Genomic DNA, 16,133 nt, shown 5'->3' with positions numbered 1-16,133 from the left:
TCCCATTTGTTCGAGATGGGCTCGAAATAGGGAAATGGGCGGGCATGATAAGCCGGCGGCGGCGCACCAGACTGTCTCGCGTTGCGAGACAATCCGGTGGCTATGCGTCAGTGCATCGCCACGTCGTGGCTGAGATAGACCTCTGCCACGCGGCCGTCCTTCATCGCGCAGGTGAAGCGGCGGGTGGTGCCTTCGGTGGCGCGATAGCTGGCGCGGGTTTCGACCTCGCCATCGATATTATAGCCGTCGGCGGTCGCGCGCGGCTCGTCGATGTGGCGGATTTCGGCATAGCCGGCCTGGCCCTGCGCCTCGTCCCGCGCGGCCAGCGCGCAGGCGTCGGTCAGCTGGTCATTGCTCTGGTTGGTGGCAGCGACGTCCGAAAAATCATCCGCGCGCGCGGGCGGTCCCGTGTTGTCGGCATCCGCTCCATAGTCGGTGCCACTGGTCGGAGGCGGGGCGTCATTGTCGGCATAGGGACGGTTGTCGGTATCGGCGCCGCGTGCGTCCTTGCGGTCCTTGGAGACGGAATTGGCGACCACCACGGCGGCGCCGAGCAGGGCGGCAATGCCGACCGCGTCGCCAAAGCCGAAGCCGTTGCCGCGATCATGGCGGTGATGCCAGTAGCGATCGTCATAGCGGGGCCGGGCCTGTGCCGGGGCGACGCTGCCCAGCAGCAGCCCTGCGCCGATCAGCGCACCCGTCATCCACCGCGTCCTGTTCCCGATCATCTGCCTGTCTCCTGCGATGGACAGAGCCATAGCCGCGTCGGGCTGTCCAGAGGCTGAATGGGCTCAGTCCGGTTTGCGCTGGATGTCGAGCCCGGTGAAATGGGCGGCGAAAGCATAGCTGTCGGCATATTCCTCGATCAGCTTGTCGATCGGCTTGCCCGCGCCATGGCCCGCACGATTCTCCACCCGCAGCAGATGCGGCTTGTCGCCGATCGATGCGGCCTGCAGCGCGGCGGCATATTTGAAGCTGTGCGCCGGCACGACCCGGTCGTCGGTATCCGCCGTGGTCACCAGGATCGCCGGATAATCCTTGCCGCTCAAGATGTTGTGATAGGGCGAATAGCCATAGAGCAGGGGGAAGTCGCGTTCATTGTCGGGCGATCCATAATCGTCGACCCAATAGCGGCCGGCGGTGAAGCGATCGAAGCGCAGCATGTCCATGACGCCGACCGCGGGCAGGGCGGCGGCGAACAGGTCGGGCCGCTGGTTGACCACCGCGCCGACCAGCAGGCCGCCATTGGAACGGCCCTCGATCGCCAGCCCATCCTTGGGGGTATAGCCCTGGGCCTTGAGATACTCGGCGGCGGCGATGAAATCGTCGAACACATTCTGCTTGTTGGCGCCGCGCCCGGCGTCGTGCCAGGCCTTGCCGAACTCGCCGCCGCCGCGCAGATTGGCGATGGCATAGGCGCCGCCCTGTTCCAGCCAGGCCATGCGGGTCGCCGAATAGCCGGGCGTCAGCGCGATGTTGAAGCCGCCATAGCCATAGAGGATGGTCGGCACCGCCTGTGCATGGTCGGCCAGCACTTTCTTGCGCAGGATCGTCATCGGGATCAGCGTGCCGTCCTTCGAGGGATAGCTGACCTGTTCGACGCCATAATCGGCGGGATTGAAGGGCAGGTCGGGCTGGGCGAAGAGCTGGGTCTGCTGGCTCGCCGTGTCGAAGCGATAGATGCTGGCCGGCGTCACGAAGCCGGAGAAGGAGAAGAAGGTTTCCGGGTCGCCATCGCGCCCGCCGAAACCAGCAGCGGTGCCCATGCCGGGCAGCGGCACGTCGCCGACCTTGCGCCCGTCCAGCTCGACCAGTTCGGCGACGGTTTCCGATTGGGTCATGTAAGCGAGGATGAAGCGGTTGCCGACCAGCGATCCGCCGGCAAGCGTATCGGTGCGTTCGGCCACCAGCGGCTTTTCGCTGCGCCCCGGCCGCAGGGCATCGAGCGTCACCAGCCGCATATGGGCGGCCTTGCGGTCGGTGACGAAATAGAGGGTCGATCCCCGGCTGCCGATCAGGCGCCAGTCATTGGCGAGGCCCTTGACCAGCGTCCGCAGCTTGACGGGGCCACCGTCGAGCGCGGCGACATGCAGCTCGCGGCGCGGATCCATGCCGGCAAAGCTGCTGACGATCAGCCAGCGGCCATCGCTCGTCACCTGGGCGGTGTGGCTGAGGCCGGGGCGATCGGGCGTCGCATAGATGAGCTGGTCCTGCGCCTGAGGCGTGCCGATGCGATGATAATAAAGCTGCTGGTCGCTGTTGGTCGACTGATAGGCTTCGCCGTCGACCGGGGCGGCGTAGCGGGAGTAGAAGAAGCCCTCGCCCCGGCCGTCCCAGGCGGTTTGCGAGAATTTGACCCATTCGACCTTGTCGTCGAGGATCTTGCCACTGTCGACGTCCAGCACGCGCAGGGTGCGCCAGTCGCTGCCGGCATCCTGCACGCCATAGGCGAGGAAGCGGCCGTCGGGCGAGGGCGTCCATTCGGCCAGCGCGCTCGCGCCGTCCCTGGCCCAGCGATTGGGATCGAGCAGCAGCCTTTGTTCACCGGCCAGTCCTTCGCGGACATAGAGCGGGGTCTGGTTCTGCAGCCCCTTGTTATAGCCGTAGAAATAGCGAGTGCCGGCCTTGCGCGGCACGGTGAAGCGGCCATGGGCGAAGAGCGCCTGCATCCGCGTCTTGAGCGCGTCGCGGCCGGGCAGGTCATCGATATAGCGGCGGGTCAGGTCGTTCTCGCGGCCCACCCAGTCGCGCACGGCGGGGTCGGTGCGGACGTCATTTTCCAGCCAGCGATAGGGATCGGTCACCTTCACGCCGAAATGATCCTCGACCAGATCCTGGCGACGGGTGAGCGGGTAATGAAGGCCGTTGTCCGGCGGCGTCGCGTCAATCGCGGCGGGGGTGACATCGCCTGAGGCAGCGGCCGCCACAGCAGAGGCCGGCGCGGCGGCGATCACTGCCAGCAGGGCCGGCAGCGGCCAGATCAGGCGGCGAAGCGCGCGCATCCTCTCGACCCTATTGTCCTTGAAAAGAAAACAGGCCGCAGCTTCGGATGAAGCCGCGGCCTGTTCGACTATCGTCTATCCACCGTTACCGGTGGAACCGCGATCAGGCGGCTTCGAATTCGTCTTCGTCGACGGTGTTGACCGGACCGGAGTCCTGGCCCTTGGCATCGACGTCACGGTCGACCAGCTCGATGATGGCGATCGGCGCGGCGTCCGAAGCGCGGAAACCGGCCTTGATCACGCGGGTGTAGCCACCGTTGCGATCCTTGTAACGCTCGGCCAGGACTTCGAACAGCTTGGTCAGCTGCGCATCGTCCTTCAGGCGGGCGTCGGCCAGACGACGGTTGGACAGGCCACCCTTCTTGGCGAGGGTGATCAGCTTCTCGACGTAGGGACGCAGTTCCTTCGCCTTCGGCGTGGTGGTCAGGATCTGCTCATGCTTGATGAGCGAGGCAGCCAGGTTGCGAAGCAGGGCGGTACGATGACCGGTGCTGCGCTGAAGCTTACGATGACCAACTTTATGACGCATGTCTCATTCCTTCGTTCGTTAAGGGGCCGGATGAGGTACCCCAGACCAGGCGGTTTTCATGGGGACCGCCTAATACCCCATTGACCGTCCGGCGACCGTCACGGGAGTAAATCCCGTGACGTCAGACGACGCTGCGCGTCGCTGGCCGGTCGTTCGCGTTCGCGTTGCGAACCGCCGCGCTGCTGCGCTGCGCGGCTCGCTCCGACTTAGCCCAGCAGCTCCTGTTCGAGCTTCTTGGCCATTTCCTCGATATTTTCCGGCGGCCAGCCGGGGATGTCCATGCCCAGGCGCAGGCCCATGGACGACAGCACTTCCTTGATTTCGTTCAGCGACTTGCGGCCGAAATTCGGGGTGCGCAGCATCTCGGCTTCGGTCTTCTGGACCAGATCGCCGATATAGATGATGTTGTCGTTCTTGAGGCAGTTGGCCGAGCGGACCGACAGTTCCAGTTCGTCCACCTTCTTGAGCAGATAGCGGTTGATCTGGTTGGTGTCGCTTTCGCCTTCCGACGCAGCGGCAGCGGCATGGCCGGCAGCCGGGGCAGCGGCGGGCAGCGCGTCCTCGAAGTGGACGAACAGCTGGAGCTGGTCCTGCAGGATGCGGGCTGCATAGGCAATCGCATCTTCCGGCGTCACGGTGCCGTCGGTTTCCAGCGTCAGCGACAGCTTGTCATAGTCCAGTTCCTGGCCGACGCGGGTGTTATCCACCTTGTAAGCGACCTGGCGGACCGGCGAGTAGAGCGCGTCGACCGGGATCAGGCCAATCGGTGCGTCTGCCGGGCGGTTGGCGACGGCGGGGACATAGCCCTTGCCGATGTCAGCCGTCAGTTCCATGTTCAGCGTCGCGCCCTGATCGAGGTGACAGATCACCAGATCGGGGTTCATCACTTCGATGTCGCCAACGACGGCAATGTCGCCTGCCTTCACCACGGCCGGGCCGGTGGCGGACAGCTGCAGACGCTTGGGGCCTTCGCCTTCCATCTTCAGCGCGACCTGCTTGATGTTCAGGACGATGTCGGTGACGTCCTCACGCACGCCGGCGAGCGACGAGAATTCGTGCAGGACATTCTCGATCTTGATCGAGGTGACCGCCGCGCCCTGGAGCGAGGAGAGAAGAACCCGGCGCAGCGCGTTGCCGAGCGTCAGGCCGAAACCGCGCTCAAGCGGTTCGGCAACGAAGGTCGCCTTGCGCTTGCCGTCGCCGGTCGGCTTGATCTCGAGGGCGTTGGGCTTCTTCAATTCCTGCCAGTTCTTCATGTTGACAGTCATGTACTTCCCCTGGGGATGTGGCCGTAACGGGTAGATCCTGGACCCATCAGGACGTTCCGGCCGATGCAAACGGGTAAGCGGGCGACGCGTCCGCCGCCCGCCTTCAAGCCTCTAGCGAAGCTTAATTAGACGCGGCGGCGCTTCGACGGACGCACACCATTGTGCGGGATCGGCGTGACGTCGCGGATCGAGGTGATGTGGAAGCCGACGGCCTGCAGTGCGCGCAGAGCCGATTCACGGCCCGAACCGGGGCCCTTGACTTCGACTTCGAGGGTGCGGACGCCGTGCTCGGCGGCCTTGCGGCCGGCGTCTTCGGCGCACACCTGAGCGGCGTACGGGGTCGACTTGCGGCTGCCCTTGAAGCCCATCATGCCGGCCGAGGACCACGAGATCGCGTTGCCCTGGGCGTCGGTGATGGTCACCATGGTGTTGTTGAAGCTGGCGTTGACGTGCGCGACGCCGGCCGAGATGTTCTTGCGTTCGCGGCGCTTAATGCGCTGGGGTTCGCGTGCCATTTTGCTCTAATCCTACAAAAATCGTTCAAAAGCAGAAGTCACCGGAGGGTCGGTCCAGAGGACATGACCCTCGACGATTACTTCTTCTTGCCGGCGATCGGCTTCGCCTTGCCCTTGCGGGTGCGCGCATTGGTGTGCGTGCGCTGACCGCGGACCGGCAGGCCCTTGCGATGACGCAGGCCGCGATAGCAGGCCAGATCCATCAGGCGCTTGATGTTCATCGCGGTTTCGCGACGCAGATCGCCTTCGACGGTCAGGTCGGCGTCGATGGCTTCGCGGATCTGCAGGACTTCGGCGTCCGACAGGTCCTGAACGCGGCGCGCATGGTCGATGCCCAGCTTGTCGGCGAGGTCGACGGCGGTCTTGCGACCGATGCCGTGGATGTAGGTGAGCGCGATGATTACGCGCTTGTTGGTCGGGATGTTAACACCCGCAATACGTGCCATGGTACTTAAATCTCCTGCTCCACGGGGCAGTTGGCGCCGCCCCATCTCAAAGCGTTCGGGCCTCTTTCCTGGCAAGGAAAAACAGGCCATGATGTTGCTTCCCGAGACGCAAAAAAGACGGCCAGTGCAGGAAGCACTGCCGCTGTTACGCGTGTAGGGAACGGCGGCCTTTATCGATTCGCCCCAAAACTGTCAATATCCGGCGCTTTTTTGAGCCTCTCCGTGCGATGAACGGAGCGTGGTCCATCCATGCGGGTGGCGATGGTCGTGGCCGGCCATCCGCCTCTGCCGTCGCCTTGCCCCTTTTCGGGTTGAGCGCTCCGGCCGGCTCGGGCATGGAAGCGCGATGCGTCTGACCCGATTTCTTGTGTCCGCCCCGGCCCTTGCAGCGCCGCTGACCCTGTTGGTGGCCGGCTGCGTCGCGCCGCCCTCCGCGCCGGCCCCGCGCCCCGCGCCAGCGCCCCGGCCTGCGCCCGTGCCGCCAGCCGAGCCGGCCCAGCCTGCGGCAGTCGAGTGGCAATATCGCCCTGCGACGCCGGGCAACTGGACCTATCGCGCCGATCCGGCCGGGCCGGTCGCGCTGTTCGGCGAGTCGGCTTCTGCCCCGCGTCTGACGCTGCGCTGCGACCGGGCGACGCGGCGGATCAGCCTTGGCCGGGCCGGCGGCGGGCAGGGGGCGATCACGGTGCGGACAAGCTATGGCGCGAGCAACTGGCCGGCGGTGATGGCGGGGACGCAGGTGCCGCAACTGACCGCCGTGCGCGGCGCGAGCGACGCGGTGCTGGATCAGCTCGCCTATAGCCGGGGCCGGTTCGCGGTCGAGGTGCAGGGGCAGGAGACGCTGATCGTGCCGGCCTGGGCCGAAATATCGCGCGTGATCGAGGAATGTCGGGGCTGAAAATCGGCCGGCCCAGGCTTTTCGGGCCGACGGTCGAGTATGATTCCAAAAAAGAATATTACAAGTCTTGATCCTGCAATCCGTCTGATTCACAGTCCGTCTCGTGGCCGATCGAGGGGTAGCTCAAAGCCGGTCACGCGGGCTTAATTAGCGAAAGGAGGTGATCCGATGTCTCATGGTTCAGCAATGGGGTCGGTCAAGTCCATTCGGGAAACGCGCCACTGACGACGCCGGAGCGTCGGTACAAACCCTTCATGGTGTAGAGACCAAGAGCGCCGACATACAGGCCGTCTCCGCCAGGGGCTTTAGCGCGAACTTGTCTTCCTTCTGGGCGGTTTCCGGCCGCTGACCATGCACATGATGGGCCGTCGGGCATTGCGTCCCGGCGGCCCCTCTCATGTCCGGGGTGTGGCGCCTTTTTTTGAGACATCGTGAAAGGGCGATATCTCGGTACGGTGCCGGCCCGCTCCCCCGCCCAACCACCCGACAGGATGACACTCGATCGGGCGGTTGGGCGGGGGAGCGGGCTGGAACCGGCTTTCTGAAACGGACCCTCAACGCCGACGGGTTGCGAACCAGATGACGTGGCGCGGCCCCTTGCCATTGTCGCGCGCCTTGACCGCGACTTCTTCCACCGCGAAGCCCGCATTCTGCAGCCGCCGGGTGAAGGCGGCGTCCGATCCCGCCGACCAGATCGCCAATATGCCGCCGGGCTTGAGCGCGCGCATCGCGCTGGAGAGGCCCGCATTGGTATAGAGCCGGTCATTGGCGTCGGCGGTCAGGCCATCGGGGCCATTGTCGACATCCAGCAGGATCGCGTCATAGCTGCCATGGCCGGCGGCGATCACATGGGCGACATCGTCCATTACCAGCCGCACGCGCGGGTCGTCCAGGCAGCCGGCGGCCAGGTCGACCATCGGGCCGCGCGCCCATTCGATGATTTCGGGCACCAGTTCGGCCAGCGTGATCTGCGCCTTTGCGTCCATTTCCGCGAGCGCGGCGCGCAGGGTGAAGCCCATGCCATAGCCGCCGATCAGCATATGGAGGCCGGCGCGCTTGCCCAGCCGCTCCAGCGTCATCAGCGCCAGCGCCTTTTCCGACCCGCTCATTCGGCTGCTCATCAGCTCGTTGCGGTCGAGCACGATCATGAAGTCGCCGCCGCGGCGATAGAGGCGCAGTTCCTGTCCGCCCGGAACGGCGGCGGTGCCCATCAATTCGCGCGGTGTCATGGCAATGGTCCTCAAACAGGGCGGGGAAAGCGGCCGCATGACAGGTCGCGGGCCGCTGCGCAATGGCGGCCCGATGGACGGTTCGCCGCCTATGGGCTGGCCAGCGGCGGCGCAGGGGTCTATCGGCACCCCCATCATGCGTTATTTTCTCGATACCGAATTCAACGGCTTTGGCGGCGCGCTGATCAGCGTGGCGCTGGTGCCCGAACATGGCGACGATGATTTCTATGCGTCGCTGCCGCTGCCCGATGTGATCGAACCCTGGGTCGAGCGCCATGTCATCCCCTATCTGCGCCATGTGCCGCCGGGGCTGGACCATGAACTCAGCCGGATCGAGGCGGCCGACCATATCGCCGCCTATCTGGATGGCGATTCCGACCCGGTGATCATCGCCGACTGGCCCGAGGATCTGGCCCATTTCTGCGCGCTGCTGACCACCGGGCCGGGGCAGATGGCGGCGGTCGACTATGGGCTGCGGCTGGAACTGATCAACGCGGCGGGCTTCAGCGCGGCGGCCAACAGCCGGGTGCCGCACAATGCCCTGCATGATGCGCGGGCACTGCGCGACTTCTACGTCAATAATTGAGGCGAAAGGGGCGGTGTTGCGCACCGCCTCTGGCTCTCAGAGACTGTTTGAGAAAGTCGGTTCCGGCCCGCTCCCCCGCCCAACCGCCCGACAGGATGACACTGGATCGGGTGGTTGGGCGGGGGAGCGGGCTGGTACCGCGCTGAAAAATCGCTCTTTCGCGATTTTTCAAACAGGCTCTCAGCGCTCCGTGCCCCTCGCCTTGCCCCAGGCATGGGCGGCGGTATAGCCGAGATAGGCGGTGCCGAAGAGCGCGTAGAGCGGCTCGGGCAGGGCGTCGAGATAGGCGCGCATGCCCGCGATGATCGCACCCGCCACCTCCGGCTGCCAGCCCGAGATCAGCCCCATCGGGATCGACCACAGCAGCAGCGCATAGATGACGTAGAGAAAGGCCGGCCGCGACCGCTGGGTCCACAGGTCGGTCGGCTCGGTGGGGAGAGGAATATCGTCGGTCTTCAACATGATCGCGCCTCCCTTCAGCCGATGCGGTTGGCGAGCCAGCCATAGAGAAAGGCCTCGTTGGCCGGGCGGCTTTCGGCCAGCGCCAGATAGCGTTCGCCCTGCAAGGCCTCGATCGCCTTGATCAGCACCGCGTCGCCGGCCGCGCCGCGCAGGGTGCGGAAGGCGCGCAGCGCGGCGAGCGTGCGGGCGCCGATCGCGCCATCGGCCTTGAGATCAGAATAGTCCCGCTGGTTGCGGTTGAGGGCGTTGAGCGCTCGCTGGAGAAAGGTGCTGGCGACGCCCGGCCCCATGTTGACGGCGGTGTCGAACAGTTCGGCGGCGAGCGCCATGCTCTGCTGCGCGACCGCGGCATAGCCCGGCTGATCCCAGTAAAGCTGGCGATAGATGGCGCGCGCGGTGGCGGGTGGCAGGCGGCGCATGTCGCCGGCAAAGCCGTTCGCCCGCGCGACGTCCAGCGTGATGCCCATATTGGTCAGCCCGCCGCGATCGGCTGGATGATCGACATAGCCGCCCTCCCGCGCGATCAGTTCGTCCAGCAATGTGTCGATGTCCATGATTGGCCCTTCCATGGTTCGTGGATGGCGAATCATTTATCCCATATGGTTATCTGTAGGACAGGGGGGAATGGCAGGTGCGCGTCTGTCGAAGTTCACAGTGTAAACGGGCTTCTGGGGTCGTTCGCGCCTGAAACGCGTCGGCAACGCCTCCGCTGCGCGTCGGTCATGCACTGGAACGCGTGCCGTCCAACGGGGGCTGGGCCATCGTGCCGCGTTAACGCCGCGCGCGGCCCGCGCCCCGGACGCGACACCCACGCGCCTTTCTTGCACGTGGGGCGCGCCGGTCGATTGGCGCGGGCGCATTCACTCGCATCACCAAGTGTAGAGCAGGGAGAGGGGGCGTAGGAAAGGGGGGCAGGTCCGGCATGGCGCTGCCCGGATAGCGCTCGGCCCGCATCCGAGCGGAAGGCTGCCTGGCGTGAAGCGAGCAAAAACTGCCCTAACCATCATCGTCACCCTGAACTTGTTTCAGGGTCCATTCCTCCCAACAGACCAATGGCTTGTTGGGCCTGATAGATGCTGAAACAAGTTCAGCATGACGGTGGTGGAATGGCGGGAAACCACCCCAACATGACCAAGATTTCATGATTGCGCGGATTGATCCGGCGCGGTGCCGGGTCTAGCTCCGCCCCTGTTCCAGCCGGAATATTCCACCCATCCTTTCGAGGAAATCATGTCCGACAACGACCATAGTCGAAAGACCGCGCGTTCGGGCATGGGGGCGAACTGACAGGTTCGGATCACCCGTCCGCCCCGAAGGCGCGGTTGCACGAGGTGATCCATGAATGCAGCCATCCGTTTTCTCGTCGGCTCCCTGCGCCGCGGGCCCCAGGCCCCTGATCTCAACCGCCTGTTCGATGACGGCCAGACCTATGGCGAGCGACTGGCCGACCGGGTCGCGGCGATCGGCGGCTCCTGGCGCTTCATCATCGGCTTCAGCCTGTTCCTGCTGCTCTGGGCGCTGCTGAACACGCTGGTGCTGGCGCGCCATGCCTTCGATCCCTTTCCCTTCATCTTCCTCAACCTGATGCTGTCGATGCTGGCCGCGTTGCAGGCGCCGATCATCATGATGAGCCAGAACCGCCAGGCGGCGAAGGACCGGCTGGAGGCGCGGCTCGACTATGAGACCAACCTGCGGTCGGAGGCGCAGATCGCCAGCCTGCACGACAAGATCGACCTGCTGCTGGCGATGGCGGGGGAGAGGGAGGATGCGGCAGGGGCGGCCGACTGATCTTCCGGCATTTCCGGGTCTTGTTTGACATTGTGGGCCATGGTCCCGCAATGTGGCTGCATGCTCAAGGGGGCGACATGGGGAGGGTCAGGTCGTGCAGAACAGGCTTATCATCGATCGGCGAACATGGCTGGCGGGGCTTGTGGGGCTGGCCGGGCAGGCATCACTGACCGGCCCAGCTCACGCCCTGAGCGCGCGGGTCCGCAGCCGGGTGATCATCGACAATGATTTTTCCGGCGATCCCGATGGCCTGTTCCAACTGGCGCATCATCTGTTGTCGCCTTCGGTGCAGATCCCGCTGATCATTGGATCGCATATCCATCCCAAGGATTTTCTCGACGGGTCGGACCGACAGGCCGACAATGCCGTGCAATGCGTCAGCGACATGATGGATTGCATGCGGCTGCCGCATCGACCGCCGGTGCTGGCGGGGCGCAATGCCGCGCCGGCGCCCGGCACGCCGCCATCGGCCACCCCGGCGGTGACCGCGATCATCGCCGAAGCGCAACGGACCGATAGCAAATTGCCCCTCTTCTATGTCGCGGGGGCTGGCCTGACCGACCTGGCCGAGGCGGTGCGCCTGCGGCCGGAGATCGCACGGCGGATCATCCTGGTCTGGATTGGCGGGCCGGAACATGGCCCCGAGCAGGGCAATATCGATCCCACCGTCCATGTCCGGGCAAGCAAGGAATATAATCTGACCATCGATCTGGCCGCCGCGCAGACATTGTTCAACGATTCGGCGGTCGAGATCTGGCAGGTGCCGCGCAACGTCTATCGCACGCTGATGATCAGTCATGCCGAACTCGACCGGGAACTGGCAGGGGCGGGGCGGCTCGGCCGTTATCTGCTGGATCAGTTGGAGCGGGCGATCAGGCGGATCGATGCGCCGCTCGGCGAAACCTATATATTGGGGGACAGTCCGCTGGTCACGCTGACCGCGCTGCAATCCTCCTTCGATCCCGACGCAGCGTCGAGCGATTATCTGATCCGGCCGACGCCGCGGATCAACGATCAGGCGGGCTATGTGGCACATCCGGCCGGGCGACCGATGCGCGTCTTCACCCGGATCGATAGCCGGCTGACCTTTGCGGACATGTTTTCCAAGATCCGGGCCGGCAGCGTCTGACGCGCAGGGACAGGCCCTCCGCCGAAGCGGCGAAAATCTTGGATTATGGCGATGTTCGGAAAATTTTGGTCGGGACGAGAGGATTCGAACCTCCGACCCCCACACCCCCAGTGTGATGCGCTACCAGGCTGCGCTACGTCCCGACCGGAGGGCGCCCAATAGAGGGATGAATTGGAAGTTGCAAGGGATTCGATGCAGGCTTTTTGCGGGGCGTGCAAATGACCGGCTTTCCCGCCCGCTGCCCGATGCTTTCAAAGCCCGTCATTCCGGGCGCGAAAAGCCAAGCTTGTTGCCTTGCCCCGGGCATCTGTGTTAGCCGCCCGCGCTTGATCCCATGCCCGCGCCCTGCGGGTTGGGGAGACCGAAAAACAAGGCGAAAGTCCCACCATGTTCATTACTCCAGCCTTTGCCCAGACCGCGGGCGGGCAAGCCTCCGGCGCCGGTATCCTGGTGCAGATGGCACCGCTGGTCCTCATCTTCGTCGTCTTCTACTTTCTGCTGATCCGTCCGCAGCAGAAGAAGATGAAGGAGCATAAGGGCAAGATCGACGCCGTGAAGAAGGGCGATCAGGTCGTGACCGGCGGTGGCCTGGTCGGCAAGGTCGCGCGCGTCGACGACATCTATGTCGAAATCGAGCTGGCGCCGAACATGAAGGTCAAGGCGGTCAAGTCGACCCTGGCCGACGTGATCGACCCGACCACCGCCAAGCCCGCGAACGACTGATCCAACCATGCTGAACTTCTCGCGCTGGGCCATCGCCGGCATCCTGTTGCCGCTGATCATCGGCATCTTCTGCGCCGTCCCGAGCTTCCTGCCCGATTCGACGGTGGCGAAGCTGCCCCCCTTCATGCAGACGCGGGTCAATCTGGGCCTCGACCTTGCCGGCGGCAGCCATCTGCTGCTGGAAGCGTCGACCCAGGATGTGGCCAAGCAGCGGCTCGCCAATATGGAGGAGCAGGTCCGCACGGAACTGCGCCGGGGCGAGACGAAGATCGCGATCGGCGATATTTCCAGCCGTGACGGGAAGCTCAGCTTCATGGTCCGCAACCCCAGCGAAGTGGATGCCGCCGTCGAGCGCATCCGCCCGCTGACCCAGGGGGCGGGCCTGACCGGCCAGCGCGACTTCAATGTCGAGGTGGTCAACAGCTCCACCATCGTCATCACGCCGACCCAGGCGGGAATCGACAATGCGGTCAAGAGCGCGATGCAGGTCGCGACCGAAGTCATCCGCAAGCGCATCGACGAAATGGGCACGCGCGAGCCGACCATCCAGCAGCAGGGCGCCAACCGCATCGTCGTTCAGGTGCCGGGCCTGCAGGATCCCAAGGCGCTGAAGGCGCTGCTGGGCCAGACCGCGAAGCTGGAATTCAAGCTGGTCGACATGAGCGCCAATCCGAGCGAGGTGGCCCAGGGCCGCGCGCCGGTGGGCAGCGAAGTCCTGCCCTATCCGACCAATCCGGCCGGGCCGCCGATGATCGCCGTCCACCGCCAGGTGATGGTGTCGGGCGAGGAGCTGACCGACGCCCAGCAGACCTATGACCAGCAGACCAACGAACCCAATGTCACCATCCGCTTCAACGGATCGGGCGGCAACAAGTTCGCCAAGGTGACGTCGCAGAATGTCAACCGCCCCTTCGCCATCATCCTGGATGGCAAGGTGCTGTCGGCGCCGAACATCAACGAGCCGATCCTGGGCGGGTCGGCGACGATTTCGGGCAGCTTCACCGTCGAGGGCGCCAACCAGCTGGCGATCGCGCTGCGCTCGGGCAAACTGCCGGTCAACTTCGTCGTGGTCGAGGAGCGCACCGTCGGTCCGGGCCTGGGCGCCGATTCGATCCGCGCCGGCCTGGTCGCGTCGATCGTCGCGGTCGTCGCCGTCGCCGCCTTCATGTTCGTGAGCTATGGCCGGTTCGGCATGTATGCGAACCTGGCCGTGGCCATCAACGTGCTGGTGATCCTGGGCGTGATGGGCATATTGGGCGCGACGCTGACCCTGCCGGGCATTGCCGGCTTCGTGCTGACCATCGGCACCGCGGTCGACGCCAACGTGCTGATCTATGAGCGTATCCGCGAAGAGCGGCGACGCGGGCGCGGGGTCGTGCAGGCGATCGAGTTCGGCTATAAGGAAGCCAGCCGCACCATCTTCGAAGCGAACGTGACCCATGCGATCGCCGGTGGCATCATGCTCGCGCTGGGCTCCGGCCCGGTCAAGGGCTTCGCCATCGTGCTGCTGATCGGTATCGCGACCAGCGTGTTCACCGCCGTGACCTTCACGCGCGTTCTCGTCTCGGGCTGGGTGCGTCGCACTCGTCCCACGGACATCCACATTTAAGAGGGGCGGGAGGAACAACCCATGAAACTTCTCAAGCTCGTCCCCGACAACACCAATATCGGCTTCGTCAAGCTGCGCCACTGGGCCTTTGGCCTGACGCTGCTGCTGACCGTGCTGGCGGTCGGCGCGACCTTCTACAAGGGCCTGAACCTGGGCGTCGACTTTGTCGGCGGCCTGATGATCGAGGCGAAGTTCCCGCAGGCGGTCGAGACCGACAAGGTCCGCGACACGATCGCGGGGCTGCGCGTGGGCGAAAGCTCGCTGCAGCAGTTCGGCGACCCCAAGACGGTGCAGATCCGCCTGCCGCTGCCCGAACAGGGCGGCGCCGGCGCCGCCAATGCCGTGGTCGAAAAGACCCGCAAGGCGATGGAGGCGCAGTTCCCCGGTGTCACCTTCTCGCGCTATGACACGGTGTCGGGCAAGGTGTCGGGCGAACTGATCCAGAATGGCGTGCTGGCGGTCGTGCTGGCGATCATCGGCATCGCGATCTTCTCCTGGTTCCGCTACGAATGGCAGTTCGGCGTGTCGACCTTCGTCGCGATCGTCCACGACGTGCTGATGACGCTGGGCTTCTTTGCGGTCACGCAGTTGGAGTTCGACCTCAATATCATCGCCGCCGTGCTGACCATCGTGGGCTATTCGATCAACGACAAGATGGTGATCGACGACCGTATCCGCGAGAATATGCGCAAATATCGCAAGATGGACATGAAGTCGCTGATCGACCTGTCGGTCAACGAGACGCTGCCGCGCACGGTCATGACCTCGGTCACCATCCTGCTGGCGCTGGGCGCGCTGCTGCTGCTGGGCGGCCATGTGCTGCGCGGCTTCACTGCGGCCATGATGCTGGGCATCATCGTCGGCACCTATTCGTCGGTCTATGTCTCCTCCTCGCTGCTGATCACGCTGGGCCTGAGCCCGCAGACGTCCGAGAAGAAGGCGAAGAAGGGCGGCATCGCCGCCCAGGCCGAGCGCATGGGTCCGCGCGACGGAGCCCAGCCCTGAGCGACCGTCAAACCGGAATCGAACTGCGCCGCGACGATAGCGGCCAGGGTCCGATCGTCACCGGCTTCCAGGGCCGGGGCTTCCGGGTGAAGGACGATGTATTCCCGGACGGGCTGTTGCTCAGCCCCGTCCGGGCACTGGCCTGGATGCAGGCGCCGGCGGTGTCGGCGATGAGTGTCGCGGCGCTGGGCGATTTGTTCGACCATCTGGAACTGAAGCCCGAATTCCTGCTGCTGGGCACCGGCAGCGGTCTGCAACAGCCGCCCCGCGCCTTCGTGCGGGAACTGGAAGCACGCGGCATCGGCGTCGAGGCGATGGACAGCCGCGCCGCCGCCCGTGCCTGGGGCGTGCTGCGCGCCGAGGAACGCTGGATCGTGGGCGCGCTGCTGCCGCTCTGATCAGCCCAGCTGTAGTAGGGGATAGCGCGCCGGCCACCGCTTGGCGCACACCCGCGCATCGAAGATCGCCCGCCTGGCGCCGAGAAAGGCCGGGCCGGGCACCAGCCGCAAGCCGAACAGATCATCAAGGCCGAAGGGGGCGTTGACCTCCAGCTGGTCGTCGGGCGTCAGACGGACGCCGATGGCGGTCGCCGTCTCGGTCCAGTGGCGCATCGCGTCGGCAGCATCGGCATAGGGCGCATCCCGATTGCGCAGGTGCATCCGCGCCTGATTCTTGACCGACCAGTCGATGTCCGGGCGCAGCGCGGCCAGTTGCCGCTGGATCTGCCGGTCGAGCGCAGGATCGGTCCGGGCGGGATCGAACCAGATGATGTCGATATCGCCGACGGGGATCGACGGGGCATGGCCGTGCAGATGGTCCCAGACCGCATCGCGCACGAAGCCGGCGGCGACCCAGCCATCGGGCAGGTCAAGCGAGCGAAGCAGATGCAGGATCGCCATGCGCCAGGGATCGGCGTTCAGCAGGTCGCGCAACCGCGCTTCCAT

Annotated in this window: 18 protein-coding genes and 1 tRNA gene; 8 read left to right on the top strand and 11 right to left on the bottom strand. The window is 65.2% G+C overall.

Features of this window, described 5'->3' with window-relative positions; genetic code table 11:
• Positions 1–107: 107 nt before the first annotated feature.
• From ACI6S0_RS16725 to rpsM, 6 genes are all read right to left on the bottom strand, one after another.
• On the bottom strand, positions 108–728 hold the full coding sequence (locus ACI6S0_RS16725; RefSeq protein WP_434403700.1) for a hypothetical protein: 621 nt from the start codon (positions 726–728) through the stop codon (positions 108–110).
• Positions 729–791: 63 nt separating this feature from the next.
• A complete protein-coding gene (locus tag ACI6S0_RS16720) occupies positions 792–3,002 on the bottom strand; it encodes a prolyl oligopeptidase family serine peptidase (RefSeq protein ID WP_434403699.1) in 2,211 nt (736 codons plus the stop codon).
• 103 nt (positions 3,003–3,105) lie between these two features.
• Entirely contained in the window at positions 3,106–3,531 is a 426-nt protein-coding gene (rplQ, locus tag ACI6S0_RS16715) for a 50S ribosomal protein L17 (RefSeq protein WP_004208754.1), read from the bottom strand.
• Between the two features lie 206 nt (positions 3,532–3,737).
• Positions 3,738–4,799 carry a DNA-directed RNA polymerase subunit alpha gene (locus ACI6S0_RS16710; protein WP_004208753.1) on the bottom strand — a complete coding sequence of 354 codons (1,062 nt, stop codon included), beginning with the start codon at positions 4,797–4,799 and terminating at the stop codon, positions 3,738–3,740.
• A 125-nt stretch (positions 4,800–4,924) separates the two neighbouring features.
• Complete coding sequence (gene rpsK, locus ACI6S0_RS16705) at positions 4,925–5,314, bottom strand: 30S ribosomal protein S11 (RefSeq protein ID WP_004208752.1); 390 nt, start codon at positions 5,312–5,314, stop codon at positions 4,925–4,927.
• Positions 5,315–5,391: 77 nt separating this feature from the next.
• Positions 5,392–5,760, bottom strand: a complete 369-nt coding sequence (gene rpsM / locus ACI6S0_RS16700; RefSeq protein WP_004208751.1) for a 30S ribosomal protein S13 — start codon at positions 5,758–5,760, stop codon at positions 5,392–5,394.
• Between the two features lie 346 nt (positions 5,761–6,106).
• Between rpsM and ACI6S0_RS16695 the strand changes: the two genes are divergently transcribed.
• The gene (locus tag ACI6S0_RS16695) at positions 6,107–6,658 is read left to right on the top strand and encodes a hypothetical protein (RefSeq protein WP_434403698.1); all 552 of its coding nucleotides are present in this window, start codon (positions 6,107–6,109) and stop codon (positions 6,656–6,658) included.
• A 554-nt stretch (positions 6,659–7,212) separates the two neighbouring features.
• Here the strand turns inward: ACI6S0_RS16695 and ACI6S0_RS16690 are convergent.
• The gene (locus tag ACI6S0_RS16690) at positions 7,213–7,887 is read right to left on the bottom strand and encodes an MnmC family methyltransferase (protein WP_004208749.1); all 675 of its coding nucleotides are present in this window, start codon (positions 7,885–7,887) and stop codon (positions 7,213–7,215) included.
• 136 nt (positions 7,888–8,023) lie between these two features.
• Here ACI6S0_RS16690 and ACI6S0_RS16685 point away from each other — a divergent pair, with 136 nt between their 5' ends.
• Positions 8,024–8,473, top strand: coding sequence for a hypothetical protein (locus tag ACI6S0_RS16685; RefSeq protein WP_026108855.1), 450 nt, complete (start codon positions 8,024–8,026; stop codon positions 8,471–8,473).
• Between the two features lie 180 nt (positions 8,474–8,653).
• Here the strand turns inward: ACI6S0_RS16685 and ACI6S0_RS16680 are convergent, their stop codons facing one another.
• Both ACI6S0_RS16680 and ACI6S0_RS16675 read right to left on the bottom strand, forming a co-directional pair.
• Positions 8,654–8,935 (bottom strand): 3TM-type holin, encoded by a 282-nt coding sequence (locus ACI6S0_RS16680; protein WP_017499646.1) that lies wholly within the window; start codon positions 8,933–8,935, stop codon positions 8,654–8,656.
• Between the two features lie 14 nt (positions 8,936–8,949).
• Positions 8,950–9,489 carry a glycoside hydrolase family 108 protein gene (locus ACI6S0_RS16675; RefSeq protein WP_434403697.1) on the bottom strand — a complete coding sequence of 180 codons (540 nt, stop codon included), beginning with the start codon at positions 9,487–9,489 and terminating at the stop codon, positions 8,950–8,952.
• A 784-nt stretch (positions 9,490–10,273) separates the two neighbouring features.
• Between ACI6S0_RS16675 and ACI6S0_RS16670 the strand changes: the two genes are divergently transcribed.
• Together ACI6S0_RS16670 and ACI6S0_RS16665 are read left to right on the top strand one after the other, a co-directional pair.
• The gene (locus ACI6S0_RS16670; protein ID WP_434403696.1) at positions 10,274–10,723 is read left to right on the top strand and encodes a DUF1003 domain-containing protein; all 450 of its coding nucleotides are present in this window, start codon (positions 10,274–10,276) and stop codon (positions 10,721–10,723) included.
• 94 nt (positions 10,724–10,817) lie between these two features.
• Positions 10,818–11,852 carry a nucleoside hydrolase gene (locus tag ACI6S0_RS16665; RefSeq protein WP_434403695.1) on the top strand — a complete coding sequence of 345 codons (1,035 nt, stop codon included), beginning with the start codon at positions 10,818–10,820 and terminating at the stop codon, positions 11,850–11,852.
• Positions 11,853–11,918: 66 nt separating this feature from the next.
• On the opposite strand, the gene ACI6S0_RS16660 is transcribed toward ACI6S0_RS16665, so the two are convergent.
• Positions 11,919–11,995, bottom strand: a tRNA-Pro gene (locus ACI6S0_RS16660).
• Between the two features lie 244 nt (positions 11,996–12,239).
• On the opposite strand from ACI6S0_RS16660, the gene yajC reads away from it, so the two are divergent.
• From yajC to ACI6S0_RS16640, 4 genes are all read left to right on the top strand, one after another.
• Positions 12,240–12,575, top strand: coding sequence for a preprotein translocase subunit YajC (gene yajC, locus ACI6S0_RS16655; protein ID WP_017499642.1), 336 nt, complete (start codon positions 12,240–12,242; stop codon positions 12,573–12,575).
• Positions 12,576–12,582: 7 nt separating this feature from the next.
• A complete protein-coding gene (secD, locus tag ACI6S0_RS16650; RefSeq protein WP_004208742.1) occupies positions 12,583–14,184 on the top strand; it encodes a protein translocase subunit SecD in 1,602 nt (533 codons plus the stop codon).
• A gap of 21 nt (positions 14,185–14,205) precedes the next feature.
• Positions 14,206–15,189, top strand: a complete 984-nt coding sequence (gene secF / locus ACI6S0_RS16645; RefSeq protein ID WP_004208741.1) for a protein translocase subunit SecF — start codon at positions 14,206–14,208, stop codon at positions 15,187–15,189.
• A gap of 86 nt (positions 15,190–15,275) precedes the next feature.
• Entirely contained in the window at positions 15,276–15,587 is a 312-nt protein-coding gene (locus ACI6S0_RS16640) for an MTH938/NDUFAF3 family protein (RefSeq protein WP_017499639.1), read from the top strand.
• On the opposite strand, the gene ACI6S0_RS16635 is transcribed toward ACI6S0_RS16640, so the two are convergent.
• Positions 15,588–16,133 carry a nucleotidyltransferase family protein gene (locus ACI6S0_RS16635; protein WP_434403694.1) on the bottom strand — a complete coding sequence of 182 codons (546 nt, stop codon included), beginning with the start codon at positions 16,131–16,133 and terminating at the stop codon, positions 15,588–15,590.

The organism is Sphingobium sp. DN12 (assembly GCF_051058005.1).
GTDB lineage: Bacteria > Pseudomonadota > Alphaproteobacteria > Sphingomonadales > Sphingomonadaceae > Sphingobium > Sphingobium yanoikuyae.
This window is presented reverse-complemented; position numbering and strand designations above follow the sequence as displayed.

Bases quoted from the DNA above. Each gene is read 5' to 3' on its own strand.
- ACI6S0_RS16720 (WP_434403699.1), bottom strand. From the start codon at position 3,002: ATGCGCGCGCTTCGCCGCCTGATCTGGCCGCTGCCGGCCCTGCTGGCA.
- rplQ (WP_004208754.1), bottom strand. From the start codon at position 3,531: ATGCGTCATAAAGTTGGTCATCGTAAGCTTCAGCGCAGCACCGGTCAT.
- ACI6S0_RS16635 (WP_434403694.1), bottom strand. From the start codon at position 16,133: ATGGAAGCGCGGTTGCGCGACCTGCTGAACGCCGATCCCTGGCGCATG.
- ACI6S0_RS16725 (WP_434403700.1), bottom strand. From the start codon at position 728: ATGATCGGGAACAGGACGCGGTGGATGACGGGTGCGCTGATCGGCGCA.
- rpsK (WP_004208752.1), bottom strand. From the start codon at position 5,314: ATGGCACGCGAACCCCAGCGCATTAAGCGCCGCGAACGCAAGAACATC.
- rpsM (WP_004208751.1), bottom strand. From the start codon at position 5,760: ATGGCACGTATTGCGGGTGTTAACATCCCGACCAACAAGCGCGTAATC.
- ACI6S0_RS16675 (WP_434403697.1), bottom strand. From the start codon at position 9,489: ATGGACATCGACACATTGCTGGACGAACTGATCGCGCGGGAGGGCGGC.
- secD (WP_004208742.1), top strand. From the start codon at position 12,583: ATGCTGAACTTCTCGCGCTGGGCCATCGCCGGCATCCTGTTGCCGCTG.
- ACI6S0_RS16695 (WP_434403698.1), top strand. From the start codon at position 6,107: ATGCGTCTGACCCGATTTCTTGTGTCCGCCCCGGCCCTTGCAGCGCCG.
- ACI6S0_RS16690 (WP_004208749.1), bottom strand. From the start codon at position 7,887: ATGACACCGCGCGAATTGATGGGCACCGCCGCCGTTCCGGGCGGACAG.
- ACI6S0_RS16710 (WP_004208753.1), bottom strand. From the start codon at position 4,799: ATGACTGTCAACATGAAGAACTGGCAGGAATTGAAGAAGCCCAACGCC.
- ACI6S0_RS16680 (WP_017499646.1), bottom strand. From the start codon at position 8,935: ATGTTGAAGACCGACGATATTCCTCTCCCCACCGAGCCGACCGACCTG.
- ACI6S0_RS16670 (WP_434403696.1), top strand. From the start codon at position 10,274: ATGAATGCAGCCATCCGTTTTCTCGTCGGCTCCCTGCGCCGCGGGCCC.
- ACI6S0_RS16685 (WP_026108855.1), top strand. From the start codon at position 8,024: ATGCGTTATTTTCTCGATACCGAATTCAACGGCTTTGGCGGCGCGCTG.
- yajC (WP_017499642.1), top strand. From the start codon at position 12,240: ATGTTCATTACTCCAGCCTTTGCCCAGACCGCGGGCGGGCAAGCCTCC.
- secF (WP_004208741.1), top strand. From the start codon at position 14,206: ATGAAACTTCTCAAGCTCGTCCCCGACAACACCAATATCGGCTTCGTC.